This is a genomic window from Sphingomonas morindae (assembly GCF_023822065.1).
Taxonomy (GTDB): Bacteria; Pseudomonadota; Alphaproteobacteria; order Sphingomonadales; family Sphingomonadaceae; genus Solisphingomonas; species Solisphingomonas morindae.
Genome location: NZ_CP084930.1, coordinates 3,074,489 through 3,098,802, shown reverse-complemented (window position 1 = coordinate 3,098,802; position 24,314 = coordinate 3,074,489). Strand labels below are relative to the sequence as shown.

Genomic DNA, 24,314 nt, shown 5'->3' with positions numbered 1-24,314 from the left:
CGTCCCGCTTACTGGGCGGACGGCGCCATGCCCTGCACCATCGTCAGATGCTGCTGCACGATCGGCACCGCCGTGGTCGCCACCTGCTTCAGGCTGGCGTCGGTGCCATCAGCGGCATAGCCCTGGTGCAGCGCCAGCGCGCTCTGGTGCGCCTCCAGCTGCTGCTGGAGATAGAGCTGGTCGAAGCTCGATTTGGGCGCCTTTTTCAGCAGATCGAGCTTGGCCTGGTTGGCGTCCGAAAGACGCGGCGACGGCGGCGTGATCTTGCGATCGCCATTGGACAGCGCCGCCATCAGCGCCTTGCTGGTGCGGGTGTGATCGGCGATCATCTGCTTGGCGAAGCCCTTCACATCCTCGCGCTTGCTCTTCATCGCCGCGACCCGGCCCGACTGGATCTCGAAATTGTCGGCGTCGGCGGCCAGCTTGACATAGTCGGTCGCGGACAGGCCCGAGAGCGGCGCGGTGCTGGCGGCGGGGCCCATCTGCGCGGCGGCGGGAACGGCACCCGCCATCAGCAGCGCGGCGGAAAGCATCAGCGCGGTACGCATATCCTCAACTCCTGTCATCTTCCCAAGGTGCCGCGCCCAACGGTCCGTCGCGGGAGCGGGTTCCTTGGCGCGGGGCCGCGGCGCCTACCCCTTTGGCCGCAAAAGCCGGCTTCGAACGCTTCGGCGGTGGAAAGAATTTACCGATCCAGATTAGGTCCCGGGGATACGAGGCGGGGGCCACGCATGCGATTCGATCTACTCACTCTCTATGCGCTGGCGATCGGCACGCTGCTGCTCAGCCTCGGCATGACGCTGTGGGAGCGCCGCGCCCATCCCTGTCGCAGCCCCGAACTCGGCTGCTGGGCCGCCGCCTATGGCCTGCTCGCGGCGGGCTGCTCGCTCGCCATCGCGCGCACCGCGCTGCCGGGTTGGATCGGCTGGGCCGCCAGCAATCTCGTCATCACCAGCGGCTATATGCTGATCCTGATCGGCGTCGGGCGGCTCGAGCAGCGACGCCACGCGCGCCTCTGCCTGGGCCTGCTGCTCGCCACCGGGATCGCCTGGATCCTCTTCGGCCCCGCGCATCGCGACGCGATGTGGAGCCATGGCAGCGCGGTGCCGATCGCGATCGTGTGCGGCGCCACCGCCTGGGAGATCGCGCGCGCCGATACGCTGCGGCCCTATCGTGTCGTACCGGTGATCGTGCTCGTCTCGGGCGTGCACGCGCTCTTCTATCTTGTCCGCGCGACCCTGCTGCCGCTGCTGGCGCTGCGCTTCGGCGACGGCATCATGCCCGCTTTCGCGCAGCTCACCATGTATGAGGGGGTGCTCTATTCGGTGAGCATGCCGATGGCGCTGCTCGCGCTGATCCGGGAGGAGGCGCAGCTGGAGATGACGCGCGTCGCCCATACCGATCATCTCACCGGCCTCGCCAACCGCCATGATTTCTTCGCACGCGGCGCCGCGCTGCTCGCGGGCACCGCCGGCCCCGTCGCCCTGCTCGCCTTCGATCTCGATCATTTCAAGGCGATCAACGATCTGCACGGCCATGCCGCGGGCGATCGGGTGCTGCGCTCCTTCGCGCGGATCGCCCGCGCCACCCTGCCGGGCGAAGCGGTGCTGGCGCGGCTGGGCGGCGAGGAGTTCGCGGCGCTGCTGCCCGGCGTCGATCGCGAGCATGCCCGCGCGCTGGGCGAGATGCTGGCGCAGCGCTTCGGCGCCAGCCGCGAGCATGACGAGGCGGGGCTGGTGCGCGCCACCGTCAGCATCGGCGTCGCCGCCCGCCTCCACGAACAGGATCGGCTGGATGAGATGCTCGCCGCCGCCGATCAGGCGCTGTACCGCGCCAAGGCCGCCGGCCGCAACCGGGTCGAACTGGCCCGCCCGCTGCTGCGCCCCGCGAGCCTCGGCCGCCTGCACGCCTGATCCGCGCCACCGGGCGCGCGGCGATCAGACATAGGTCGATCGGGCGGCGCTGCCGGAGCGTCGCGAACATCGCGCTTAACCCTCCGGCGCACATAGCGTCTGCATGAGTAGCGAAGGATTGTGACGATGCGTTGGGACGAGTTGGCGGCGGCCGGGACGCGCACGAACATCCCCTCCTCCACCATCGCCTTCCATGTCGCCGAACAGATGGCGGCGAATGGCGACGCTACGCTCGCCACGCTGTTCCGCCAGGTCGGGCTCGAGCTGGCGTGCGAGGAATTTCTCGCCTGCTTTCGTCCGCCGCACGGCGGCCATGCCTGATGCGACTGCTCTCTTTTAAGGCTTAGGAGAGGAAAGCCGGCGTAAGAGGATGGGCTTGCTTCCGCGTTGGTGACGATATCGAAATCTTGCTCAACCATCATCAGGCGATCCGCGCCGCCATGGCCGAGCTGGCCGCGGCGCTGGATCGCGCCAGCCCCGATTTCGGGCTGCTGGCGCCCGCCCGGCTGCGGCTCAGCCGCGCCAGCGCGGAGCGGTCGCGCTTTCTCGAGAAGCTGGCGCTGCCGCGCCTCCGCGCCGAGGGCGATCCCGCCATCGCCCCCCAGCTGGACCGGCTGACCGAGGATTTCGCGCGGCGGCGTCTCGCCTCAAGCGATCATGTCGCGACCTGGACGACGCGCGCGATCGAGGCCGATTGGCCCGGCTATCGCGCCGCCTCGCAGCGTATCCGCGCGATGATGGAGGAGCGGATCCAGCTCGAGGCGCGCATCCTCTACCCGCCATTGCGCGATCTGCCCGCGCTCTAGCCAAGGGCGCCGGCCGCCCTCAATACATGTGCTGGCCGCCGTTGATCGACAGCGTCGAGCCGGTGACGAAGCCGGCCTCCTCGGCGGTGAGGAAGACGACGCCGCGCGCGATCTCGTGCGCCTGGCCGAGCCGGCCGACCGGGATCTTGGCGACGATCTTGTCGAGCACCTCCTCGGGCACCGCCGCCACCATGTCGGTATCGATATAGCCCGGCGCAATCGCGTTGACGGTGATGCCGGCGCGCGCGCCTTCCTGCGCCAGCGCCTTGGTGAAGCCGTGAATGCCCGATTTGGCGGCGGCGTAATTGACCTGCCCGAACTGGCCCGCCTGGCCATTAATCGAGCCGATATTGACGATCCGCCCCCATTGCCGCGCCCGCATGCCGGGGAAGACGGCCTTGGCCATGTTGAAGCAGCCGCCGAGATTGGTGTCGAGCACCGCCTTCCACTGCGCGTAGCTCTGCTTGAGAAAGCTGCCATCGCGCGTGATGCCGGCATTGTTCACCAGCACATCGACCCAGCCGAGATCGGCCTCGACCCGGCTGACGCCCTCGGCGCACGCCTCGGGGTCGGCGACGTCCCATTTATAGGCGGGGATACCGGTGCGATCGGTAAAGGCCAGCGCCTTGTTATCGTCCCCTGCATAGGTGGCGGCCACTTTCATGCCCGCGGCCTGGAGCGCGACGCTGATCGCCTCGCCAATGCCCCGCGTACCCCCCGTTACGATCGCGACGCGCACCATCACACCCCCATACCGTAAAACACCACAGCTAAGTGGCGCCCGTTCGCGGTTGAAAGCCGATGGCGGGCAAGTTGCAAGTCCGGGGCGACTACGGTGCGACTTGCCACCTCTCGGATTGGGACAGAATAGAACCGCTCCGGGTGAATTTTTTATGTCGCTCGAAGAGAGTTGACTCACCTATTGCGATGCAGCGACACGGTCGATTCTTCGTAGGAGTCGAGTGTAGAGTAATCGGGGGGTTACGATGCGTAACGGGGCCGTAGCCCTATGTAGCGTGCTGGCCGCGGGGGCGGTCGCTCTTCTTCTCGCGCGCGCCTTGGCGCCGGCGGCACAGGATGCGCCCGAGTTTCTGCTCGGCGCCTTCCTCTGCTGCGGCGTCCTGATCGGCGCCGGTCTTTCCATGTTCAAGTGGCTTAGGGGGCAAATGGCCATGAGCGCGTCCATACCGATCGACACGCGGCAGAAATTCTACGGCATCGACGTGGTGCGCGGGGTGGCGACGTGCATGGTCGCGCTCGGCCATGCCTGCTACATGCAGTCCGAAGCGCGGTTTGGCGGCGTGGCGCCCTTTGGCGGCCATGGCAGCGGGCTTTTCGTGTGCGTCGATTTCTTCTTCGTCCTTTCGGGTTTTTTGATCCCCTGGGTACATTGGAATGATTTCCGGCGGCCCGCGCGTGTCGCCCGCTATTTCCAGCGACGCTTCTCGCGCATCTATCCCGTCTATTGGGTCGTGCTCACGCTCTTCATCGGCCTCCACTTTCTGCGGCCCTCCACGTCGCACGAGGTGCCGCTGACGCTGAAGACGGTGCTGACCTCCTATTTCGTCATCCCCAATGACGGGCCGACCCTCATGGGCGTGGCCTGGACGCTCTATTACGAGATCTGGGGCTATCTCGTGTTCGGCGCGCTGCTGCTGGTCGGCACGCGCGGCTTCGCGGCGATCATCGCCTGGGCGGCCGCGATCATCGCGCTCTACGCCTGGGCGCCCCCCACCAGCTTCCCCGCCAATTTCTTCATGAACCCCTTCAACCTCGAATTCCTGATGGGCATCGGCGTGGCGGTGGTGCTGCGCAATGTCCGCGTGCCCGCCGCGCGGCCGCTGGCGATCGGCGCGCTCGCGCTCTTCCTGGTGCTGATCTATCTGCACCCGGGCAAGGTCTTCCACGAGGATCCGCTGCTGATGCGGCTCGCCATGGGCGGCCTCGCCTCGGTCGCCATCGCCGCGCTGATCGAGTGGGAACGCACCCGCGCGATCCGCATTCCCGGCTGGCTGATGCGCTTCGGCGCCGGCTCCTACTCCATCTATCTTGTCCACACGATCGTCGAGGGGCCGCTGATGTCGGCCGGCTGGGGCCTGTGGAAACATGTCAGCCCGGAGGCGCGCGCCATCGCAGTCGCCGCCGTGGCGATCGCCATCGGCTATGGCTTCCACAAGCTGGTCGAACTGCCGCTGACCGAGTTGGTCAAGCGCTGGGTGCTGCGCGAGGGCCGCGCCAAGCCCGTCCCCGCCCCTGCGCCGCAGGATGCCGTTCCCGCCACGCTTAGCCCGGACGCGCCTCAGCCGGCCTGATGCCGCTCAGAACGGCAATCCCGCCCCGGCGCCGCGCCCATTGCAAACGCAACCGTGTCTTCTTTGAAGCGGGCAATGGCAGCGCGTAGCAGGGTGGATCGCGCTTCCGTTCCGGAGGCCCGGGATGGAAGGAGCAGGACATGGCAACGAGGGCCGCGACGGCGAGACGGGCGGCGCCGATGGCGCCCGGCTATAAATGGCATCTTGCCAGCGACGCCGATCCAATCGTCACGCCGGGCACGTCGGACGCGCAGGTGGACTATGTGGAGGTCATCCAGAAGTCGGACGGGCGCGGAGGGTTCAACGTCCAGTTCATGCTCGCCGGAATGGAATATCACATCCACTTCAAAGGCCAGTTCACCGATGTCCGCGCGGAGCTGAGCGCCAAGGTCGGGATCATCAAGGTCAAGATCGCGGGCGACAGGCGCATCTACGAGAGCACCAACACGGCCTATCTCCGGCTCCAGGAGCTGCCGCGGCTGGAGGATCTCCGGGGCTGGCCCAATCACCAGGGTCTGCTCACCAAATTGTCCGAAGCCTGGAGCGCGTATAAGGCGGGCTGAGCCGCTCGGCCGGCCCCAGCCCTTTCGAGATGTCCGCGCCGTAGCCCGGGGCGCGGGCGCACACCCGTGACATGCTGATGGTGGCAGCCCGGCCCTGAGATCGGCCTGCCACCGCTGACGGCATCTCATCGACAGCAGGCTGTCCGGTTCACCCCGCGAGACGGACGGGCGCCGAACAGCAGCGCCGCCAGCCCGATCGCCGATGTCGCGGCGCCGGCGAGCGCCACCGCCGGATAGCCCAGCCCGGCCGCGATCACCCCGCCGCCGAGCGCCGCGCCGAAGGCATTGCCGAGGTTGAACGCGCCGATATTGACCGCCGAGGCAAGGTTGGGCGCCTCGGCGGCGGCCGTCATCACGCGCACCTGCAAGGGCGGCACCAGTGCGAAGCTCGCCACGCCCCACAGGAAGATCAGCACGGCACTCGGATAGCCATGCGGCATCAGCGCGGCGAAGGCGATCAATATGGCCGAGAGCGCGGCCAGCGTGGCGATCAGCGTGCGGTCGACCGAGCGATCGGCGAAGCGGCCGCCCAGCCAATTGCCCGCCGTCAGCCCGAGGCCATAGATCACCAGCATCGCCGTGACGAAGCCCGGCGAGGCATGGGTCGCCTCGCGCAGGATCGGCGCGATATAGGTGAAAACGGTGAACATCGCGCTCGAGCCTATCACCGTCAGCGCGAGGGCGCCGAGAACCGGGCAGCGCGTCAGCACGCGCAGTTCGGCGACCGCGCTGCCGCTTTCCGGGGCGGGCAGCGGCGGCAGCGTCAGCCGCAGCGCCGCCATGGTCGCGACGCCGAGGCCGGCAATGCCCCAGAAGGCGGCGCGCCAGCCGAGATGCTCGCCCGCCCAGGTCGCGAGCGGCACGCCGACGACATTGGCGATGGTCAGCCCCATGAACATCGCCGCGACCGCGCGGGCGCGCCGCGCCGGCGCCACCAGGCCGGCGGCGACGATCGAACCCACGCCGAAGAAAGCGCCATGGTTGAACGAGGTGAGAAGGCGCGCGACGAGCAGCATGGCATAGCCGCCGGACAGGGCCGCCAGCACGTTGCCCGCGGTGAAGATGGCGGCCAGCCCGATCAGCAGCGCGCGCCGCGGCACGCGCCCGGTGGTGAGCGTCATCAGCGGCGCACCGATCACCACCCCCAGCGCATAGGCGCTGATGAGCAGCCCGGCGGCGGGAATCGAGACGTGGAGATCGTCGGCGATGACGGGGAGCAGCCCCATCGGCGCGAATTCGGTGACGCCGATACCGAACGCGCCGATCGCGAGTGCCAGCAGGCCAAGATTGAGCGGGTCGCGCGATCCTGCGCGCGCCTCGTGCCGATAGTCCATGATCCATCCTCGCATCGTCAGCCGGCGCACAGATGGACGGACCGTGCTTGACGGGGTAGCGTCTCAAGACGCGAAGGATCTTTGCAATGGACGCAAAGCTGAATGGAGGGGCGGATCGGGCGCGCGCGCTGGCCCTGTTCGCCGCCGTCGTCGAACAGGGCAGCTTCTCGGCCGCCGGACGCGTGCTCGGCATGAGCCCGTCCGCAGTCGCGCGCGCCATCGATCGGATCGAGGCGCGGCTGGGCGTCCGGTTGCTGCTAAGGTCCACCCGCGCGCTGTCGCTGACGGCGGAGGGGCAGAGCTATCTGCAAGCCGCGCGCCGCATTCTGGCCGATCTGGATGATGCCGAGCAGCACATCGCCGATCAGGGAAGCCCGCGCGGCCGGCTGCGCGTCAGCGCGGCGCTTTCGCATGGGCGTTTGTGCGTCGTCCCCCTCCTGGGCCGGTTCAGCGCGCTCTACCCGGACATTTTGATCGACATCGCCCTGACCGACACGCTGGTCGATATCGCCGCCGGCCAGGCCGATGTCGCGGTGCGCTTCGGGCCGCTGCCCGACAGCATGCTCACGGCGCGCAAAATTGGCGAGACGCGGCGCGTGATCGTCGCCGCGCCCGACTATCTCATGCGGCACGGCACGCCGCACCGCCCCGAGGACCTGCACCGGCATAATTGCCTGAACTTCAGTTTCCGTCGCGCCGAGCCGATCTGGCCCTTCCGTCGGGGAGATCAGGATTTCAGCCTGTCGGTAAGAGGCAGCATCGAAGCCAATAATGGGGAGACCCTCGGGCAGTTGGCCGCCGGAGGCGTCGGGATCGCGCGCGTCGGCCTATTCAGCGTGGCGGATGCGATCGCGGCGGGTCGGCTGATCCCGCTACTGGAGACATTCAATCCCGGCGATGTCGAACTGATCCACGCCGTTTTCGTCGGCGGCGCGAACATGCCCGCGCGGGTGCGCGTCTTTGTCGACTTTCTGTACGCCAATCTCGGCTGAGCGGGAGGCTGGGCCGCCCGACTTTCGCCCGAACGCCGCCCAAAAGCGCCGCCGCCGCGCGCTCTGCTGCCCCTTTCCTTGCCGAAGATCGCGTCGCTTCAAGCTTCCAGCGCGGCTGAAGCCGACTACCCGTGCCGGATTGGTGCCGCCGGAGTCACCCTTCAGCGCCTCGCGGCACAAACCATCCGCCCGGAGGTGGAAATGCGGGCGCAATTCTTCCCGCACACGAACAGCATCGGCTGAGCGCCGCCAGCTCAGCGCGCCGCCGGGCAGTCGAGGCGCACCGCGCTTCCGCGGTCGGCGAAGCTGAGCGCGAAGCCGTGCAGATCGGCGATCGCCTTGACGAGCGACAGGCCCAGCCCGGCGCCCGCGCAATCGCGCCGCCCCCGGTAGAAACGCTGGGTGACGAGCGCGCGCTCGGCGGGGGGTACCCCCGCGCCCTGATCCGCGACGCTGAGCCGCGCGCCGCCGCCATGCGGGGCCAGCGTGACCGTGACGGTGCCGCCGGGCGGTCCGAACTTCATGGCATTGTCGAGCAGGTTGGAGATCGCCTCCACGACGAGGCTGGCATCGCCCTCCACCGCCGGCACGGGCGCGATCTGGCAGCGCAGCGCGATCCCCCGATCCTCCGCGCTGGGGCGGTGGAGATCGCAGGCATCCTCCACCAGCCCCGCGAGATCGAGCGGCGCGAAGCGGCTGCGGCGCTGATGATCCTCAAGCTCGCGGATGCGCAGCAGCGCGGCGACGATGCCGAGCAGCGCGTCCACATCGGCGAGCGCCGCCTCCGCCACCGTCGCGAAGGCCTGGCGATCCGCCGCGTCGCGCATTCCGCGCTCCACCCGCGCGCGCAGGCGGGTGAGCGGCGTGCGCAGCTGGTGCGCGATATCGTCCCCCACCCCGCGCACATCCGCGACGAGCAGCTGGATGCGATCGAGCATGGTGTTGATATGGGCGCAGAGCAGGCCGAAGCTGTCGGGCCGGGCGGGCACCGGCAGGCGCTGGTCGAGATCGCCCGAGACGATCCGCTCCGCCAGCCGGCGCACCGTATCCACCTGGCGCGCGGCGCGGCGGCCGGCGATCAACCCGAAGCCGAGCGCCAGCGCCAGGCCCGGGCCGAGCCCGAGCAGCAGCGACCGGCCAACCAGCCGCAGCGATTCCTCGGTATCGTCGAGATCGCGCCCGGCGAGCAGCCTTGTGCCGTCCGGCAGCCGGCACACCGTCACCCGCGCGGTGTCGCGGCGCGTCCCCGGCAGTTCGGTCGGCTCGACCTCGGTAACGATCGAGCGCGCCCCGCGCGGCACCGCCGGCAGGTGCGCGATATTGCCCGCGATCAGCGCGCCGCGCGCGTCGAACAGGCCGAGAAAGCGCTCGCGATGCACATCGCGGCTCAGCTTCTCGTGCAGTTCCTCCACCCGCTCGCCGGGCGGAGTGAGCGCGAAGAAGGCGCAGTCATCGACGAGGCCATGTTCCAGCGCGCGGCGATGCGCGCCATTGGCGAGCACCCAGAAGACCGCCGCCAAGGCCAGCGACTGGATCGCCAGCATCGCCGCCAGCGCCGCGCCCCAGCGCCAGCCCGCACGGGCGCGCGGATCAGCCGCCAAGATCGAAGACATAGCCCTGGCCCCGCACCGCGCGCAGCAGCGGCGTCTCGCCCGCGCCATCCACCTTGCGGCGGAGCCGGCCCATATGCACGTCCACCACATTGCTGTTGGGCTCGAAGCTATAGCCCCACACATCCTGCAACAGCATCGATCGGGTGACGATGCGGCCCGGCCGCCGCACCATATAGTCGAGCAGCTTCAGTTCGCGCGGCAGCAGGTCCAACGGCCGGCCGGCGCGGCTGGCGGTGCCTCCGAGCAGATCGAGATCGAGCGGGCCGACGATCAGCCGGGTGTCGCGCGTCTCGTTGGGGCGGCGCAGCAGCGCCTCCACCCGCGCGATCAGCTCGACCAGCGCGAAGGGCTTGGCGAGATAATCGTCGCCCCCCGCGCGCAGGCCCCGCACCCGATCGTCAAGGCTGCCGAGCGCGCTCAGCACCAGCGCGGGCAGGCGCACGCCTTCGGCGCGCAGCGCGCCGAGCAGGGCCAACCCTTCGCCATCGGGCAGCTGGCGATCGAGGATCAGGCAATCGAAGCCGCCGCCGCGCACCTGCGCGGCCGCGTCCGCCAGCGTGGTGGCGTGGCTGGCGCCATGGCCGGCGGCGGCGAGTTCCAGCAGGATCTCGTCGGCGGTGCCGGCATCGTCCTCGATGAGCAGGATCCGCGTCACCCGCCGGTGTTCGCCGCCGCCGGGGGGCGCCGTCAACTGAATAGGAGTTCAAACAATGAACTCCCTTTTACTCGACGGCCGGTGGCGCGCACCGCTACGCCGGGTCGGCAAGGTGAAGGAGTGTCGCGGGTGATGCATTGGAGCGCCTGGATCGCGATCGCGGCCCTCGCCGTGCCGCTGTCGACGCCCGCGGCGGCGCAGGACGGGATGCGCGCCGATGCCCCCGTCGCCCAGCCCGCGCCCCCGCCCGGCGACGGCCCGGCGCTGTCGCTTGATGCGCTCACCCGCGACATCATCGCCAACAATCCCGAACGCCGCTTCTACCAGCAGCAGATCGACTATGCCGGCGTCGAGCGCCAGGCCGCCGGGCGCTGGGCCGATCCCGAGCTGGTGGTGGAATTTGGCGAGCGGCGCGCGAATGATCGCACCACCGGCGCGCTGACGGGCGAGGGCCGCAGCTATGCCGTGTCGGTGGTGCAGCCGCTCGAATTTGGCGGGCGCATCGCGCTACGCCGCGCGATCGCCGATCGCCAGGTCGCGCTCGCGCGGCTCGGCCTCGCCCAGTTCGACGCGACGCTCGCGGCGCGCGCCCGCACGCTCGGCTATGGCCTGTTCGCAGCGGACGAGAAGGCGGCGGCGGCGCGGCAGGTGGCGGAGCGGATGCGCACGCTGGCGCGGGTGGTGGTCTCGCGCGATCCGGCCGGGCCGGCGCCGCAGCTGGAGGCGGTGGCGCTCCAGGCGGGCGCGATCGCCGCCGAACAGAGCGCCGCCGCCGCCGATGCCGATGCCAATATGCAGCTGCACGAGCTGAACCAGCTGCGCGGCGCGCCCTTCTCCGCCCGCATCCGCATCATCCGCCCCGATATGCGCCTGCCCGATCTCCCCAGCGGCGCGGCGCTGGCCGATAGTGCCGCCGCGCACAATTTCGAGCTGCTGTCGCTGCGCGCGCAGCTGGAGCAGCAGGGCCTGCGCGTCGATCTCGCCCGCAAGGCGCGCATCCCCATTCTTGGCGTCGGCCCCTATGCCGATCAGGCGCATTCCGACATTCGCGAGACCAATTACGGCGTCCGTCTGTCCACGACGCTGCCGCTGTGGAACCGCCAGGCGGGCGATGTGGCGGTCGAGCAGGGCCGCCAGGCGCAGGCGGATGCCAGCCTGGTGGCGGCCGAGCGGCGGATCGCGCGCGACGTGTTCGACACCGCCGCCCGCTACGAGGCGAGCCGCGCCGCGCTGGCCCGCTGGTCGGCCGATACGCCCGAGCGCTTCGCCACGGCGGCGGCGGAGGCGGATCGGCATTACCGGCTCGGCGCCATTCCGCTGACCACCTACACCCAGCTGCAACAAGCTTATATCCAGGCCATGACGGCGCTGTTCGATACCCGCCGCCAGGCGCTGGAAGCGCTGCTCCAGCTGCGCGCGCTGAACGGCGGCGAAGCGCTGGATCGCTGATGGAACGCTGGCTCCACTGGGTCACCCATCATCGCTTCGCGGTGACGGTGGTGACGGCGCTGGTCGCGGCCCTGGGCCTTTACGCCTTCGCGACGCTCGAGATCGACGCCATTCCCGATATCACCGGCGTGCAGGTGCAGATCAACACGCAGGTGCCCGCGCTGGCGCCGGAGGAGATCGAGCGGCTGGTGACGCTGCCGGTGGAGCGGGCGATGGGCGGCCAACCCGGGCTCGACCAGACGCGCTCGCTCACCAAGACGGGGCTGAGCCAGGTCACGTTGCTCTACAAGGATGGCACGGATCAGCTCAAGGCGCGCCAGCTCGTCACCGAACGGCTGGCGGCGGTGCGCGAGCAGCTGCCGCCGGGCAGCACGCCGCAGCTCGCCCCCATCACCACCGGGCTGGGCGAGATCTACTATTACACGCTCGAATGGGCGCGGCCGCCGCCGGGCATGGATCCGCAGCGCCAGCTGATGGAGCTGTACGAGGCGCAGGAATATACGGTGCGGCCGATGCTGCGGAGCGTCGAGGGCGTGGCTGATGTCAATTCCAATGGCGGCTTCGAGGAGCAATATGTCGTCGAGCCCGATCCGGCGCGCCTCGCCGCGCACGGCCTGACCGCCGGCGAGCTGGCGGCGGCGGTGGGCCGCAATGTCGAGAATGCCGGGGGCGGGATCATCCAGCGCGGCGCCGAGCGCTTCACCGTGCGCACCGATGGCCGGGTGATGACGACGGCGCAGATCGCCGCCATCCCGGTCAAATTCGCCGGCGGCGTGTTGCCGATCCAGGTGCGCGATGTCGCCGCCGTGGTGCGCGGGGCGGCGCCGCGCCAGGGCGCCGCCACCCAGAATGGCCGCGAGACGGTGCTGGGCACGGTGATGATGCTGGTGGGCGAGAATAGCCGCGCCACCGCGCTCCGGGTCGAGCAGGCGCTGCCCGGCATCGAGGCCGCGCTGCCCAAGGGGATGCGGATCGATCGCCAATATAGCCGCGCCGATCTGGTCGATCGCACCATCCACACGGTGGAGCGCAATCTCGGCGAGGGCGCGCTGCTCGTCGCCTTGGTGCTGCTGGTGGTGATGGGAAGCTGGCGGGCGGCGCTGATCGTGGCGCTGGTGATCCCGCTTGCCTTCCTCGTCACCGTCTCGGGCATGCATGCGGCGGGCGTCTCGGGCAATCTGATGAGCCTGGGCGCGCTCGATTTCGGGCTGATCGTGGATGGCGCGATCGTGGTGGTGGAGAACAGCCTGAGGCTGCTCGCGCAACACCGCGCGGAAGGCGACACCGAAGCCGAGACCGATGCCGATGCCGAGGCGCAGCCGGACATCGAGACGCGCCGCGCCATCGTGGCGCGCGCGGCGGCGATGGTGGCGCGGCCCACCTTCTTCGGCATCGCCATCATCGGCCTTGTCTATGTGCCCGTGCTGAGCCTGGGCGGGGTCGAGGGCAAGCTGTTCCATCCGATGGCGCAGGCGGTGATGCTGGCGATCGGCGCCGGGCTGATCTGGACCTTCACCATCGTGCCCGCGCTGTCCGCCTGGCTTTTGCACGCGCCCGCGCGAGAGGCGCCGGCGGAGCATCGCAAGGGCCTGATCGGCTTTGCCGACCGGCTCTACGCGCCGCTGCTGGAGCGGGCGCTCGCGCATCCGCTGCTGCTCGTCCTGGCGGCGCTGGCGCTGCTCGCGGGCACCGGCCTCGTATTCCGGTCGCTGGGATCGCAATTCACGCCCCAGCTCGACGAGGGCGCGATCACCGCCATGGTCTATCGTCCGGTCGGCATGTCGCTGGAGCGCAGCCTGGCGATCGAGCAGGCCACCGAAATCGCCCTGCGCCGCGCCTATCCGCAGATCACCCACGTCTTTTCGCGGATCGGCACCAGCGAGGTGGCGACCGATCCGATGCCGCCCGAGCAGAATGATCTCTACATCTTCTACGCGCCCGAGAAGCAATGGCCGCAGGGCGCGGGCAAGCCGCGCGACAAGGCCGCGCTGACCGCCGGCATCGAGAAGGTCGCGCAGCGCGTCTATGCCGGGCAGACTTTCGAGTTCGCCCAGCCGATCGAGATGCGCTTCAACGAGATGCTGGAAGGCGTGCGCGCGGATGTGTCGGTCAAGATCTATGGCGACGATTATGATGTGCTGGAACGCGCCGCCGCCCGTGCCAAGGCGATCCTGGCGAAGCTGCCCGGCACCGAGAGCGTTGAGTTCGAGACTTCGGGGCGCCCCCGCAGCCTCGTCGTCACGCTCGATCATGACGCGCTGCTGCGGCTCGGCATCGGCACCCAGGCCGCCAATGACGCGATCCGCGAGGCGCTGGCGGGCGCCGAGGTGGGCTTCATCCCGCACGGCCCGGCGCGCCATGCGATCGTGATCCGGCTGGACGAGCGGCTGCGCGACGATCCGCGCGCCATCCTCGCGCTGCCGCTGCGCGTCGGGGATCAGGGCCTGGTGCCGCTCGGCCGCGTCGCGCGGCTGGATTGGACCCGCACGGTCGAGCCGATCCTGCACGACGACGGCAATCGCCGCGCCGCGCTGATGGTCAATCTTTCGACCAGCGATCTCGCCGGCTATGTCCGCCGCGCCCAGGCGGCGATCACTGGCCAGGTGACGCTGCCCCCCGGCTACCGTATCGAGTTCGGTGGCCAATATCACCAGCTCGAGGCGGCGCAGCGGCGGCTGGCGATCGTCGTGCCGGCGGCGCTGCTGCTCATCTTCCTGCTCGTCTACGCAGCGCTCGGCAGCGTGCGCGAGGCGGCGATCGTCTATACCGGCATCCCCTTCGCGGTGACGGGCGGCGTGCTGGCGCTCTGGGTGCGCGGCATGCCCTTCTCGATCACCGCGGCGATCGGCTTCATCGCCCTGTCGGGTATCGCCATGCTCAACGGGCTGGTGCTGATCGACCATATCAACGCACTGCGCGACGGCCGCGACGGCGCGCCGCTGCCGGCGGAGACGGCGGTGCGGCAGGGCGCGCGCGATCGGCTGCGGCCCGTGCTCTCGACCGCGCTGGTCGCCTCGATCGGCTTCATGCCGATGGCGATCGCCACCGGCGCGGGAGCCGAGGTCCAGCGCCCGCTCGCCACGGTGGTGATCGGCGGCATCCTCACCTCCACGCTGCTCACGCTGGTGCTGCTGCCGAGCCTCTATGCCTGGGTGGAACGCCGCGCGGCGCGGCGAGAGGCCTGATCAGGCGCCCAGCAGCCACGCCATCGCGCGGCTCTCCTCATCGAAAAAGGCCACATCGTCGCGCGCCTGGGTGAGGCGCTTCGCCTGCAGCCGCGCCAGGCTGGGAGCGGTGACAAGCGCGAGGCGGCGGGATCGCACCGTCGGATTGCCGACAAATTGCCCGAAGGCGGCGACGATATCCTGGCCCTGGATATTGAGCCCGCGAATGTCGCACAAAGTGAGATGGCGATTGGGCCCGCACGCCAGCTGGCGCGTCGCGGCCAGAAATTCCACGGAGAGCGCGCGGATCTCGGCTTCCTCGAAAAAGCCGCCCAAGGTCAGCCGGACCAGGTCCTGGGCGCGTTCTACCTCGATCCGGTACCAGCCGCTCACCATCCGCTCCCCTGCTCTTGTACCCAAAAGCTAGACGGATCGCCGAGTCGGGGAAAGACGGGAGCGACCCTTAGGTGCCGCTCCCGCCCGGATTGGCCAGAGTTCAGAGGCGCGTGCGGCGCACGCCCGCGCTGGCGCCGGTGCCGGCCGCGATCGCGCCCGCGAGCAGCGCCACCACCAGCAGGAAGGAGGTGCCGGCCGCCGCCCCGGCGGCGCTGTTCGTCGCGGCCTTCACGCGGGCGATTCCCTCCTCCTTGGTCTTCAGGAAATCAGCCTTGGCGCGGGTGACCTGGGCCTGGGCCGCGTCATGGCTGATCTTGCGCTGCGCGGCGACGATGTCGACGATCCGCGCCTCGGCCTGCGCGCCTTCGGCCCCGCCCCGCGCCATCGCGGGCAGCGCGCGGGCGATCGCCGCCTGCGCCTGCTGCGGCGTCATCTGCGCGGGATCGGCCGGCGCATCGGAGAGATAGGCCGCCGCCTCATCGCGGATATCCGCCTCATCGATCCCGGCGATGCTCGCCGCCTGCGGCGCCGCCGCGCCCAGCGTCGCGCCGGTCGCGCCGGCGACCGCGCCGACGGTGCGGAAGGCGCCGCCGATCAGCCCGCCCACCGCCGAGGTGAGCAGATAGAGGGTGAGCAGCAGCGTCACGCCCCAAAGCGTCAGGCCATGGGCGATCGCGTCGAACCGCGCCTGCGCGCCCGAGAGCCGGGCCGCCGCATAGCCGCCGGCCCCCAGCGCGACGATGGTGGTGACGAGCCAATACAGCCCCGCGCCGATGCCGAAGCCCGCCGCTCCCGGGGTGCTGCCGGCGACGGGATCGACCATCGAGAGCCCGATGCCGGTGCCGAGAATGCCGAGCAGCAATTCGATCGCCACCGCGAGCACCACGCCCGCGAGGATCGCGCCCCAGGACAGGCGCGCCGCGCCGCGCGGCACCATCACCGCCTCAGACGCGGTGTCGGACAAGGGATAACGGGTCGCCATGATTAGTCCTCCTTGGAAAGGCAAAAGTCATCCGCCCCGCCCGGCGCCATGCCGGTGGGTGCGGACCGCCGGACGGGCGCCGGAGGGGCGCCGATCGGCTAAGGGATCAGAATGGTGCGCCGGCGCGCGGTCAGGCCGAGGCCTCGTGCGGCCGGCCCGGCGCCGGCTGCTCCTCGCCAAAGCCACGCGCGCGCGCCCACACCGCCGCCGCCGTGCGCCGGTTCACGCCGATCTTGCCGTAGATGCGGGCGACATGGTTGCGCACGGTGTTTGTGGAAAGGCGCAGCGCGCGGGCGATGCTCTTGTCGTCCAGCCCCCGGCAGATGAGCCCGAGAACCTCGCGCTCGCGCGGGGTGAGATCGTTGAGCGAAGGGCCCGCCGCCTCGGGCCGGGGCGCGCGCAGCCGGGCGAGCTTGTCCATCACCGAGCGGCTGAACCAGCTCGTATCCTTCATCACCGCCTCGATCGCGCCGACCAGCTCCATCTCGGTCGCCTTGCGCTGGGTGATGTCCTGAAAGGCCCAGAGCAGGCATGCCGCCTCGCCGATCGGAAAGGCCTCGGTGGAGACGAGGCAATCGATATGGCCGCCTTCGCGGGTGCGGATCCGCGCCTCGTGGCCGCGCAACGCCCCCTGGGCCAGCGCGATGTCGATCGCGCGGCCGGTGCTGTCATCCGCCCAGAGATGCGCGTCGAGCAGCGAGCGGCCGATGATCTCGCGCGGGGCAAAGCCGGTGAGCGCCACGAAGCTGGCGTTCACCTCGCAGAGAAGATGCCCGTCGCGCGTGCCGATCGCCATGGCCACCGGCGCCATCTGGAAGGTGCGGGTGAAGCGCTCCTCGCTCGCCCGCAGCGCGGTTTCGGCTTTGCGGCGCGGCTCTAGATCGGCGAAGGTGAAGAGCATGCAGGGCTGATCGTCCAGCTCGATCGGCTGGCCGGCAACGATGACCAATTTCGTGTCGCCGCCCGGCAGCGCCAGCTCCGCCTCCATCTGCGGGATGGTGCGTCCCTCGGCCAGCCGCTCGGTGGCGAGGCTGCGCTTCTCGGCCGCGCGCAGCACGTCGACCTCGTACACGCTGCGGCCGAGAATGGCGTCCCGCTCGAACCCGGTCATCTCGAGAAAGCCCTGATTCACCTTGACGAAGCGCAGATCGCCCAGCCGGCAGATCAGCGCCGGGGCGGGATTGGCGTGGAAGGACTGCTCGAACCGCTCCTCCGCCTCGAAGCGCGCGGTCACATCCTGGATGATGAGCGCGAGGCAGGCGGGCGGCTCGTCATCCCCGTCGTTGAGCGCGAGGCTGCGCACCTGGTGCACCCATTGCTCCGCGGGATCATCGGCCCGCGCCACCTCGACCACCACGTCCGAGAAATGGTCGCCCGCGACCACCCGCTCGATCGGATAGGCATCCGCGCCGAGCGGGTGGTTGTTGCGGTAGCGCAGGTTGAAGCGCGCGCGATAGCCACGGACATCGCCGCCCAGCGCCTCGAGCCGATCCACCCCGTGCATGCGCAGCGCGGCCGCATTGGCCCAGAGCAGGCTTTCATCCGGATCGATGAGGATCACGCCCTCGTCGAGACCGCCGATGATCTGGCGCAGATGGCGCAGGTCGACGGTCTCGCGCAGCGTCCTGAGCGACGATGCCATGGAGAGACGATCAGGCGCGTCGGCCATGCACCAGCCAGCTCAGCGCATAGCCGCCGAGCGCCGCCGCACCGATCAGCCAGGCGACCTGCGTGTCGCCGAGCCGCTCCTGCGCGAGCCGGCCACCGCGCTTCGCGCCGTCGCGCACCGCGTCGGCGGCGGATTCGAGCCGTTCCTTGGCGCTGTCGACCAGCGCGGGCGCGCTGTCGAGCGCATCCTTGGCGACGGTGCGGGCGCGGCCATAGAGATGCTCGGCGCTGCCGGCGACCTGATCGACCACGCCGTCCACCTGCCAGTCGCGGCTCTCCACGGCATCGCCAATGGCTTTCTCCACCTTGCCGCCGACATAGCGGGCATTTCCATGAAGCTCGTTCTTATTCATGATCTTACCTTTGCTGTGGGGATGAAGTGGATGGGCCGCGCGCGATAGCGGTCGCAGCACGGAAGCGGCCGCACTGCGGATGATGGCGGGATACGGACCGAAAGCCCGACCGGTCGCTCCATCCTGCTGGCCTTTACTGTACCGCGCCCGAACGGCCGCCGAAGATGAGCCGATAACCTATATCAGCTTTCCCGGTTCCCGCTCGGCTTCCAAGACGATCGCATCCTCTTTTACTACGGAAACCGACTCCGCCCGCGCCTGATAGAGTTCGGCAAACCGCAGATGGAGCGCGCACTGACCTGCATCGCTCGTCTCCGCTGCGCGATGACGATGATATTGACTGCGCTGCAGCAAGTAATTCCGTTCTTCTTCAGCGTCATATACCATTATCATCCCCTCCGGGCGCACACCGCGCAGGCGCGGCCAGCGGAACCGGAATCTAGGATGGCGCGCCCGCGCCCGCCATGGTCACTAGCTACCCTTCGCATGGTGCAAGAGGACTAGTCCGCCGGCCGGAACAAAGCGGCCCGAGCCGCCTTCCTCCTTCTCCTTCGAGGAGAGATTGTGATGAAGACCGTTCTTGCCGCCGCGCTGCTTCTGTCCGCCGCCGCCAGCCCCGCCTTTGCCGCCGGGTGCCTGAAAGGCGCGGCGGTGGGCGGCGTCGGCGGCCATTTCGTCGGCAAGGGCCATGCCGTGGCCGGCGCGGCGATCGGCTGCGCCGTGGGCCATCACCATGCCAAGGTCGCGGCGCGCCGACAGGCCGCCGCCGCCCCGCACGGCGCCTGAGCCCACGCACCGGCGCGGCGCGGCCTCGCCCGAAATCGGGTGGATCCGCGCCGCGCCGGATCGCCGCCACGCCGGCCCGCCGGGCATTGGGCGCCCCGCGCGCCGGGATCGGCCTACAGCCCCGCGGGCTGGCGCGCGCGGATGAGATCGATCAGCAGGCGCAGCGCCGTCGGCAGCTGACGGCGGCTGGGATAATAGATGTGGAAGCCCGGGCCGCTGGTGGCGAAGGGCTCCAGCACCAGCTGGAGCGCGCCGCTCCGCAGATAGGGCGCGCAGAGGCTCTTGATGCCATACATCAGCCCGGCGCCGCGCAGCGCGAGATCCAGCATCACGCGGGTCTCGTCGCACAGGATGCGGCTCGGCACGGGCAGCGCATATTCGCCGGCCCGACCCATGAACTCCCACCGATAGATGCGGTCGTCGCCGAGTCTGATGCCGAGGCAGCGATGATCGCGCAGATCCTCGGGCACGAGCGGCGTGCCGAACCGCGCAAGATAGGCGGGCGAGGCCGCCACCACCCAGCGGACATCGGCCGAGAGACGCTGCGCGATCATATCCTCGGGCACGGTGCCGCCATAGCGGATGCCGGCATCGAACCCGTCCTCGACGACATCCACCATGCGGTTGCTGGCGACGATATCCACCTCGATATCCGGGTAGAGATCGGTGAATTCGGGCAGCACCGGCGCGAGCAGAAGCGGCCCGGCATCGGCGACCACGTTCAGCCGCACCCGGCCGGTGGGCGAGCTGCGGAAGCGGTTGAGCGCCTCCACCGCCGCGCCGATCGCATCGAAGGGCTGGCTGATCGCGCCGAGCAGCTCGTCGCCGGCCGCGGTCAGCGTCACCGAACGGTTGGTGCGGTTGAAAAGCCGCACCCCCAGCCGGCCCTCGAGCGCTTTGAGAGAATGGCTCAGCGCGGAGGCGCTGACGCCAAGCTCGAGCCCCGCGCGGCGGAAGCTGCGGTGCCGCGCGATCGCGAGAAAATAGGTGAAATCCGCAAGATCCGCGCGACTGACGACCATGGCCCCTTGTGCACCATGCGGGGCGCCGCTGTCACCCGCCTGGCGCCGCCCGTCAGGGCGCCAAGGCGGCCTCAACGGCGGCGGCGGCGTGGATGGCGGCGGTGTCGAACAGCGGCACCGCGCTATCCTCGGGACGCACGAGCAGCATGATCTCGGTGCAGGCGAGCAGGATCGCCTGCGCGCCCCGCGCCACCAGCCGGGCGATCACCGCGCGATAGACCTCGCGCGACTCCGGCCGGACGGTGCCGGCGACCAGCTCCTCATAGATGATGCGATGCACGCCGGCGCGATCCGCCGCCTCGGGCACCAGCACGTCGAGTCCGTGACGCTCGGCGAGGCGGCGCGTGTAGAAATCCTGTTCCATAGTGAACGCAGTGCCGAGCAGGCCGACCCGGTGGAGCCCAGCCGCCTTGATCTGCGCCGCGGCGGGATCGGCGATGTGGAGGAAGGGCAGCGCCACCGCCGCCTCGATGGCGGGTGCCACGCGATGCATGGTGTTGGTGCAGAGCAGGAGCAGGTCCGCCCCCGCGCCCTCCAGCCGGCGCGCGGCGTCCACCATCAGCGCCGCCAGCGCGTCCCAGTCGCCGCGATGCTGGAGCGCCTCGATTTCGGCGAAATCGAACGACCAGAGCAGGCAGCGCGCCGAGGCCGTCGGCCCGAGCCGCGCCCGTACCCCCTGGTTGAGCATCCGATAATATTCCGCCGAACTTTCCGCGCTCATGCCGCCGATCAGCCCGATCATCCGCATCGTGTCGCCTCCTCCGCGCCGAGCAGGAAACCTCCCAGATTCAACGCCCGCCGGCAAATCCAGCCGTGACAGGCGGCACCACCTCTGTATAGCGAGGAATATGGTTGGCCGCCCGAGAGCGAGAATGGCGATGCGCCGCACGGCACTGTTCCTCTCCCTGCTGTTCGCGCTCGCGGCCCGGCCCGGCGCGGCGCAAAGGCCGCCGCTGGTGCTGGCCGCGGCAAGCCTGCAGGAATCGCTCAGCGCCGCCGCCGATGCCTATGCCGCCAAAGGCCATGCCCGGCCGATCCTGTCCTTCGCCGCCTCGTCGGCGCTGGCCCGCCAGATCGATGCGGGGGCGCCGGCCGATCTCTTCCTGTCCGCCGACGAGGCGTGGATGGACGAGGTGCAGCGCCATGGCCATGTCGCGCCGGGCACGCGCGTCAGCTTCCTCGCCAACACGCTGGTGCTGGTCGCGCCCTCGGCTTCGCCGGTGCGGCTTACGATCCGGCCCGGCTTCCCCTTGCTGCGCGCGCTCGGCCCGGGCCGGCTCGCCATGGCCGATCCCGAGGCCGTCCCCGCCGGCAAATACGGCAAGGCGGCGCTGGTGCGGCTGGGCGTGTGGCCAGCCGTGGCGGCGCGCGTGGTGCCGGGCGATAGCGTGCGCGCCGCGCTGGCGCTGGTCGATCGCGGCGAGGCGCCGCTCGGCATCGTCTATGGAACCGACGCCCGCGCCGATCCGCGCGTGCGGCTGGTCGCCACTTTTCCCGGCGCCAGCCATCCGCCCATCACCTATCCGGTCGCGCGCCTCACCGGCGGCGCCGGCGCCGAGGCCGAAGGCTTTCGCCGCTTCCTGATCTCCGCCGAGGGCCGCGCCCTGTTCGCCCGCTTCGGCTTCACCCCGCGCTGACATGCTCAGCGCCGAGGAGTGGACGATCATCGGGCTTTCGCTCAAGGTCGGCGGCGCCGCCATCGCGATCAGCCTGCCGCCCGCCTTCGCGCTCGCCTATCTGCTGGCGCGGGGCCGGTTTCCCGGCAAGACGCTGCTCGACGCGCTGATCCACCTGCCGCTGGTGCTGCCGCCCGTCGTCACCGGCTGGCTGCTGCTGATCGGCTTTGGCAGCCAGGGGCCGCTCGGCCGGCCGCTGGCCGCCTGGTTCGGGATCACGCTGATCTTCCGCTGGACCGGGGCGGCGCTGGCCGCCGCGATCATGGCGCTGCCGCTGATGGTGCGCGCCATGCGCCTCTCGATCGAGGCGGTGGACACGCGGCTGGAGGGGGCGGCGCGGACGCTGGGCGCGGGGCCTTGGCGCTGTTTCCTCACCGTCACCCTGCCGCTCTCGGCGCCGGGGATCGTCGCGGGCGCGGTGCTCGGCTTCGCGCGATCGATCGGCGAGTTCGGCGCCACCATCACCTTCGCCTCCAACATTCCGGGCGAAACCCGTACCCTGCCGCTCGCCATCTATGCCGCGCTCCAGGTGCCGGGCCAGGAGGGCGCGGTGTGGCGGCTGGCGGCGATCGCGGTGCTGGTCTCGCTGGTCGCGCTGGTCGCTTCGGAAGTGCTGTCGCGCCGGACGAGGCAGCATGTGCTTTGATGTCGATGTCGCGCTGCGGCGCGGGCCGAGGCTGATCGCCGCGCGTTTCGCCACCGCCGGAGGCATCACCGTGCTGCGCGGCGTGTCGGGCGCCGGCAAGACCAGCATTCTCGATATGATCGCGGGGCTGGTGCGGCCCGATCGCGGCCATGTCCGCCTCGCCGGCGAGACGCTGTTCGAGAGCGGCAGCGGCCGCTTCGTGCCGCCCGAGCGGCGCCGCATCGGCTATATCTTCCAGGACGGCCGCCTCTTCCCGCACCGGCGGGTGCGCTGGAACCTGCTCTACGGCCATCGCCTCGCCCCGCCCGACACGCGCTGGATGACCCCGGACGAGGCGATCGGCTTTCTCGGCATCGGCGATCTTCTGGAGCGCTGGCCGGCGCAATTGTCGGGCGGCGAGGCGCAGCGCGTCGCGATCGGCCGGGCGCTGCTCGCGGGCGCGCGCGCGCTGCTGATGGACGAGCCGCTGAGCGCGCTCGATCCCGCCCGGCGCGAAGGTATTTTGCAAGTGATCGAGGACATCCGCGATCGGCTCGGCCTGCCGACCCTCTATGTCACGCACGATCGGGAGGAGGCGACGCGCCTCGCCGCCACCGAGATCGTGCTCGACTGATCAGACCCGGCGGAACTGCGCGCGGACCAGCGTGGCGGCCGCGTGCAGCGTGCCTGAGGGCGCCGCGCCGAACAGCCCGAAGCCGAGCCCGTCATCCGCCCAGGTCCAGCCGCTGAGGCCGGACTGGGCGCGCGCCGTCATGCGATCGTTCCGGTCCACCTCCATCGGACGGAGATACAAAGCGATGCGGCGGCCGCCCCGATCCTGGTAGAGATAGAGGCCGGCGGGCCCATGATCCGTCGCCACCAGCCGGCCACCGATCAGCCGCAGCCCGGCGGCGGCGAGATCGGGCGCGGCGACGGGGCGCGACAGGCGCGCGGAAAACCAGCCGTCCAGCGTGCCGCGCGCGGCGGCGGGCATCTCCACCGGCCGCGCCGGATCGCGGGCATAGACGGCATAGCTCGCCACCGCCTCGCGGGCGAGCGCGGCGGTGCCGGCGGTGGGTGGCGCCTGCCAGCCGCGCAGCGTCCAGCCGGCGGCGGCGCCGAGCAGCAGGACGGCGGCGGCGCGCGCCCAGCCGCGACGTGGCCGCGCCGACGACGCCGCCGGCGCCGCGCCGACGAAATGGGCGGGATCGAGCGCGGGCGGCACCGCTTCCGCGGCCACCGGCGCCAATGCGGCGCGAAGGGCATCGCGCTGGTCCGCATAGGCGCGCAGCCGCGCCGCCTCGTCCGGATGTTCGCCCAGCCAGGCCGTCACGGCGGCGATGCGCGCGGGCGGCAGGCAGCCGTCCACATGCGCCTGGAGCTCGGCCTCGGTCGGCTCGGGCGCGGTCATCGCACGATCCTGAGCGCGGGGCGGCCGGTGTCCGCGCCCTCGGCGAGCCGGCGCAGCCGCTCGCGCCCGCGCGACAGGCGCGACATCACCGTGCCCACCGGCACGCCGAGCACCAGCGCCGCCTCGCCATAGCTGAGCTCCTCGACGCCGATCAGCAGCAGCGCGGCGCGCTGCTCCTCGGGCAGGCGATCCAGCAGGCGCAGGATATCGGCGCGCGCGAGCGCCTCCTCCTGCCCCGCCGGCGTCACCAGCCGCGCCGCGGGCACCGCCTCCAGCGGCTCGGCCACGCCCTGGCGCGCGCGCCGCCGCAGTCGATCGATGGCGAGATTGTGGAGGATCGCGAACAGCCAGCCGCGCGCGCTCATGCCGGGCTGGCGCTGCGCCCAGCGCCGGAGCGCCCGCTCCAGCGCGTCCTGCACCAGATCGTCCGCCTCGTCGCCGTCGCGTAGCAGCGCGCGGGCATAGCGGCGCAGCGCCGGGATCAGCGGCCGCACCCCGGCGATCATCTCGGCGTCTGAGGATGGGCGGACCATGATCCAGAGCTATAAGGCAGCGTCCCGCGCCGCGTCCGGATTTTTTGCGGCTATGCGGAAT

At 70.5% G+C, this 24,314-nt stretch carries 26 protein-coding genes; 12 read left to right on the top strand and 14 right to left on the bottom strand.

Features of this window, described 5'->3' with window-relative positions; translation table 11 throughout:
- Positions 1–8: 8 nt before the first annotated feature.
- The gene (locus LHA26_RS15075; protein WP_252166400.1) at positions 9–548 is read right to left on the bottom strand and encodes a DUF4142 domain-containing protein; all 540 of its coding nucleotides are present in this window, start codon (positions 546–548) and stop codon (positions 9–11) included.
- A 183-nt stretch (positions 549–731) separates the two neighbouring features.
- On the opposite strand from LHA26_RS15075, the gene LHA26_RS15070 reads away from it, so the two are divergent.
- The 3 genes from LHA26_RS15070 (at position 732) to LHA26_RS15060 (ending at position 2,719) form a co-directional block, all read left to right on the top strand.
- Positions 732–1,913: a GGDEF domain-containing protein gene (locus LHA26_RS15070; protein WP_252166399.1), complete on the top strand. Its 1,182-nt coding sequence runs from the start codon at positions 732–734 to the stop codon at positions 1,911–1,913.
- 126 nt (positions 1,914–2,039) lie between these two features.
- Positions 2,040–2,234 (top strand): hypothetical protein, encoded by a 195-nt coding sequence (locus tag LHA26_RS15065; RefSeq protein WP_252166398.1) that lies wholly within the window; start codon positions 2,040–2,042, stop codon positions 2,232–2,234.
- A gap of 86 nt (positions 2,235–2,320) precedes the next feature.
- A complete protein-coding gene (locus LHA26_RS15060; RefSeq protein ID WP_252166397.1) occupies positions 2,321–2,719 on the top strand; it encodes a hypothetical protein in 399 nt (132 codons plus the stop codon).
- A gap of 19 nt (positions 2,720–2,738) precedes the next feature.
- Here LHA26_RS15060 and phbB read toward each other — a convergent pair whose 3' ends face one another.
- Positions 2,739–3,461 (bottom strand): acetoacetyl-CoA reductase, encoded by a 723-nt coding sequence (gene phbB, locus LHA26_RS15055; protein WP_252166396.1) that lies wholly within the window; start codon positions 3,459–3,461, stop codon positions 2,739–2,741.
- 430 nt (positions 3,462–3,891) lie between these two features.
- Between phbB and LHA26_RS15050 the strand changes: the two genes are divergently transcribed.
- The gene (locus LHA26_RS15050; RefSeq protein ID WP_252166395.1) at positions 3,892–5,031 is read left to right on the top strand and encodes an acyltransferase family protein; all 1,140 of its coding nucleotides are present in this window, start codon (positions 3,892–3,894) and stop codon (positions 5,029–5,031) included.
- A gap of 140 nt (positions 5,032–5,171) precedes the next feature.
- Entirely contained in the window at positions 5,172–5,594 is a 423-nt protein-coding gene (locus LHA26_RS15045; protein WP_252166394.1) for a hypothetical protein, read from the top strand.
- A gap of 125 nt (positions 5,595–5,719) precedes the next feature.
- Here the strand turns inward: LHA26_RS15045 and LHA26_RS15040 are convergent, their stop codons facing one another.
- Entirely contained in the window at positions 5,720–6,928 is a 1,209-nt protein-coding gene (locus LHA26_RS15040; protein ID WP_252166393.1) for an MFS transporter, read from the bottom strand.
- 86 nt (positions 6,929–7,014) lie between these two features.
- On the opposite strand from LHA26_RS15040, the gene LHA26_RS15035 reads away from it, so the two are divergent.
- Complete coding sequence (locus tag LHA26_RS15035; RefSeq protein WP_252166392.1) at positions 7,015–7,920, top strand: LysR family transcriptional regulator; 906 nt, start codon at positions 7,015–7,017, stop codon at positions 7,918–7,920.
- A gap of 254 nt (positions 7,921–8,174) precedes the next feature.
- Here LHA26_RS15035 and LHA26_RS15030 read toward each other — a convergent pair whose 3' ends face one another.
- Together LHA26_RS15030 and LHA26_RS15025 are read right to left on the bottom strand one after the other, a co-directional pair.
- Entirely contained in the window at positions 8,175–9,533 is a 1,359-nt protein-coding gene (locus LHA26_RS15030) for a sensor histidine kinase (RefSeq protein ID WP_252166391.1), read from the bottom strand.
- A complete protein-coding gene (locus tag LHA26_RS15025; protein WP_252166390.1) occupies positions 9,511–10,188 on the bottom strand; it encodes a response regulator transcription factor in 678 nt (225 codons plus the stop codon). The genes LHA26_RS15030 and LHA26_RS15025 overlap by 23 nt, the downstream gene beginning before the upstream one ends.
- Before the next feature lie 132 nt (positions 10,189–10,320).
- On the opposite strand from LHA26_RS15025, the gene LHA26_RS15020 reads away from it, so the two are divergent.
- Together LHA26_RS15020 and LHA26_RS15015 are read left to right on the top strand one after the other, a co-directional pair.
- Entirely contained in the window at positions 10,321–11,637 is a 1,317-nt protein-coding gene (locus LHA26_RS15020; protein WP_367890749.1) for a TolC family protein, read from the top strand.
- Positions 11,637–14,822, top strand: coding sequence for an efflux RND transporter permease subunit (locus tag LHA26_RS15015; protein ID WP_252166389.1), 3,186 nt, complete (start codon positions 11,637–11,639; stop codon positions 14,820–14,822). Before LHA26_RS15020 ends, LHA26_RS15015 begins: the two co-directional genes overlap by 1 nt.
- On the opposite strand, the gene LHA26_RS15010 is transcribed toward LHA26_RS15015, so the two are convergent.
- The 5 genes from LHA26_RS15010 to LHA26_RS14990 form a co-directional block, all read right to left on the bottom strand.
- Positions 14,823–15,197 carry a hypothetical protein gene (locus LHA26_RS15010; protein ID WP_252166388.1) on the bottom strand — a complete coding sequence of 125 codons (375 nt, stop codon included), beginning with the start codon at positions 15,195–15,197 and terminating at the stop codon, positions 14,823–14,825.
- Positions 15,198–15,297: 100 nt separating this feature from the next.
- Complete coding sequence (locus LHA26_RS15005; RefSeq protein WP_252166387.1) at positions 15,298–16,179, bottom strand: hypothetical protein; 882 nt, start codon at positions 16,177–16,179, stop codon at positions 15,298–15,300.
- Between the two features lie 130 nt (positions 16,180–16,309).
- Positions 16,310–17,848 (bottom strand): helix-turn-helix transcriptional regulator, encoded by a 1,539-nt coding sequence (locus LHA26_RS15000; RefSeq protein WP_252166386.1) that lies wholly within the window; start codon positions 17,846–17,848, stop codon positions 16,310–16,312.
- The gene (locus tag LHA26_RS14995; protein WP_252166385.1) at positions 17,832–18,200 is read right to left on the bottom strand and encodes a CsbD family protein; all 369 of its coding nucleotides are present in this window, start codon (positions 18,198–18,200) and stop codon (positions 17,832–17,834) included. The genes LHA26_RS15000 and LHA26_RS14995 overlap by 17 nt, the downstream gene beginning before the upstream one ends.
- Before the next feature lie 177 nt (positions 18,201–18,377).
- Complete coding sequence (locus LHA26_RS14990) at positions 18,378–18,587, bottom strand: hypothetical protein (protein WP_252166384.1); 210 nt, start codon at positions 18,585–18,587, stop codon at positions 18,378–18,380.
- A gap of 180 nt (positions 18,588–18,767) precedes the next feature.
- Between LHA26_RS14990 and LHA26_RS14985 the strand changes: the two genes are divergently transcribed.
- Entirely contained in the window at positions 18,768–18,986 is a 219-nt protein-coding gene (locus LHA26_RS14985) for a hypothetical protein (RefSeq protein WP_252166383.1), read from the top strand.
- 113 nt (positions 18,987–19,099) lie between these two features.
- Here the strand turns inward: LHA26_RS14985 and LHA26_RS14980 are convergent, their stop codons facing one another.
- Complete coding sequence (locus tag LHA26_RS14980) at positions 19,100–20,008, bottom strand: LysR family transcriptional regulator (RefSeq protein WP_252166382.1); 909 nt, start codon at positions 20,006–20,008, stop codon at positions 19,100–19,102.
- A 52-nt stretch (positions 20,009–20,060) separates the two neighbouring features.
- Positions 20,061–20,756: an aspartate/glutamate racemase family protein gene (locus tag LHA26_RS14975; protein ID WP_252166381.1), complete on the bottom strand. Its 696-nt coding sequence runs from the start codon at positions 20,754–20,756 to the stop codon at positions 20,061–20,063.
- 130 nt (positions 20,757–20,886) lie between these two features.
- On the opposite strand from LHA26_RS14975, the gene modA reads away from it, so the two are divergent.
- Genes modA through LHA26_RS14960 form a run of 3 tightly spaced genes read left to right on the top strand, consistent with a single transcriptional unit; the run spans position 20,887 to position 22,943 of the window.
- Positions 20,887–21,645 (top strand): molybdate ABC transporter substrate-binding protein, encoded by a 759-nt coding sequence (gene modA, locus LHA26_RS14970; protein ID WP_252166380.1) that lies wholly within the window; start codon positions 20,887–20,889, stop codon positions 21,643–21,645.
- A 1-nt stretch (position 21,646) separates the two neighbouring features.
- The gene (gene modB, locus LHA26_RS14965; RefSeq protein ID WP_252166379.1) at positions 21,647–22,330 is read left to right on the top strand and encodes a molybdate ABC transporter permease subunit; all 684 of its coding nucleotides are present in this window, start codon (positions 21,647–21,649) and stop codon (positions 22,328–22,330) included.
- Positions 22,320–22,943 (top strand): ATP-binding cassette domain-containing protein, encoded by a 624-nt coding sequence (locus LHA26_RS14960; protein WP_252166378.1) that lies wholly within the window; start codon positions 22,320–22,322, stop codon positions 22,941–22,943. Before modB ends, LHA26_RS14960 begins: the two co-directional genes overlap by 11 nt.
- On the opposite strand, the gene LHA26_RS14955 is transcribed toward LHA26_RS14960, so the two are convergent.
- Together LHA26_RS14955 and LHA26_RS14950 are read right to left on the bottom strand one after the other, a co-directional pair.
- Positions 22,944–23,720 (bottom strand): anti-sigma factor family protein, encoded by a 777-nt coding sequence (locus tag LHA26_RS14955; RefSeq protein WP_252166377.1) that lies wholly within the window; start codon positions 23,718–23,720, stop codon positions 22,944–22,946. It abuts the gene before it with no gap.
- Complete coding sequence (locus tag LHA26_RS14950; RefSeq protein WP_252166376.1) at positions 23,717–24,253, bottom strand: sigma-70 family RNA polymerase sigma factor; 537 nt, start codon at positions 24,251–24,253, stop codon at positions 23,717–23,719. Before LHA26_RS14950 ends, LHA26_RS14955 begins: the two co-directional genes overlap by 4 nt.
- Between the last annotated feature and the right edge of the window lie 61 nt (positions 24,254–24,314).

Bases quoted from the DNA above. Each gene is read 5' to 3' on its own strand.
- LHA26_RS15075 (WP_252166400.1), bottom strand. From the start codon at position 548: ATGCGTACCGCGCTGATGCTTTCCGCCGCGCTGCTGATGGCGGGTGCC.
- LHA26_RS15070 (WP_252166399.1), top strand. From the start codon at position 732: ATGCGATTCGATCTACTCACTCTCTATGCGCTGGCGATCGGCACGCTG.
- LHA26_RS15065 (WP_252166398.1), top strand. From the start codon at position 2,040: ATGCGTTGGGACGAGTTGGCGGCGGCCGGGACGCGCACGAACATCCCC.
- phbB (WP_252166396.1), bottom strand. From the start codon at position 3,461: ATGGTGCGCGTCGCGATCGTAACGGGGGGTACGCGGGGCATTGGCGAG.
- LHA26_RS15050 (WP_252166395.1), top strand. From the start codon at position 3,892: ATGAGCGCGTCCATACCGATCGACACGCGGCAGAAATTCTACGGCATC.
- LHA26_RS15045 (WP_252166394.1), top strand. From the start codon at position 5,172: ATGGCAACGAGGGCCGCGACGGCGAGACGGGCGGCGCCGATGGCGCCC.
- LHA26_RS15040 (WP_252166393.1), bottom strand. From the start codon at position 6,928: ATGGACTATCGGCACGAGGCGCGCGCAGGATCGCGCGACCCGCTCAAT.
- LHA26_RS15035 (WP_252166392.1), top strand. From the start codon at position 7,015: ATGGACGCAAAGCTGAATGGAGGGGCGGATCGGGCGCGCGCGCTGGCC.
- LHA26_RS15030 (WP_252166391.1), bottom strand. From the start codon at position 9,533: ATGTCTTCGATCTTGGCGGCTGATCCGCGCGCCCGTGCGGGCTGGCGC.
- LHA26_RS15020 (WP_367890749.1), top strand. From the start codon at position 10,321: ATGCATTGGAGCGCCTGGATCGCGATCGCGGCCCTCGCCGTGCCGCTG.
- LHA26_RS15015 (WP_252166389.1), top strand. From the start codon at position 11,637: ATGGAACGCTGGCTCCACTGGGTCACCCATCATCGCTTCGCGGTGACG.
- LHA26_RS15010 (WP_252166388.1), bottom strand. From the start codon at position 15,197: ATGGTGAGCGGCTGGTACCGGATCGAGGTAGAACGCGCCCAGGACCTG.
- LHA26_RS15005 (WP_252166387.1), bottom strand. From the start codon at position 16,179: ATGGCGACCCGTTATCCCTTGTCCGACACCGCGTCTGAGGCGGTGATG.
- LHA26_RS15000 (WP_252166386.1), bottom strand. From the start codon at position 17,848: ATGGCCGACGCGCCTGATCGTCTCTCCATGGCATCGTCGCTCAGGACG.
- LHA26_RS14995 (WP_252166385.1), bottom strand. From the start codon at position 18,200: ATGAATAAGAACGAGCTTCATGGAAATGCCCGCTATGTCGGCGGCAAG.
- LHA26_RS14990 (WP_252166384.1), bottom strand. From the start codon at position 18,587: ATGGTATATGACGCTGAAGAAGAACGGAATTACTTGCTGCAGCGCAGT.
- LHA26_RS14985 (WP_252166383.1), top strand. From the start codon at position 18,768: ATGAAGACCGTTCTTGCCGCCGCGCTGCTTCTGTCCGCCGCCGCCAGC.
- LHA26_RS14980 (WP_252166382.1), bottom strand. From the start codon at position 20,008: ATGGTCGTCAGTCGCGCGGATCTTGCGGATTTCACCTATTTTCTCGCG.
- LHA26_RS14975 (WP_252166381.1), bottom strand. From the start codon at position 20,756: ATGCGGATGATCGGGCTGATCGGCGGCATGAGCGCGGAAAGTTCGGCG.
- modA (WP_252166380.1), top strand. From the start codon at position 20,887: ATGCGCCGCACGGCACTGTTCCTCTCCCTGCTGTTCGCGCTCGCGGCC.
- modB (WP_252166379.1), top strand. From the start codon at position 21,647: ATGCTCAGCGCCGAGGAGTGGACGATCATCGGGCTTTCGCTCAAGGTC.
- LHA26_RS14960 (WP_252166378.1), top strand. From the start codon at position 22,320: ATGTGCTTTGATGTCGATGTCGCGCTGCGGCGCGGGCCGAGGCTGATC.
- LHA26_RS14955 (WP_252166377.1), bottom strand. From the start codon at position 23,720: ATGACCGCGCCCGAGCCGACCGAGGCCGAGCTCCAGGCGCATGTGGAC.
- LHA26_RS14950 (WP_252166376.1), bottom strand. From the start codon at position 24,253: ATGGTCCGCCCATCCTCAGACGCCGAGATGATCGCCGGGGTGCGGCCG.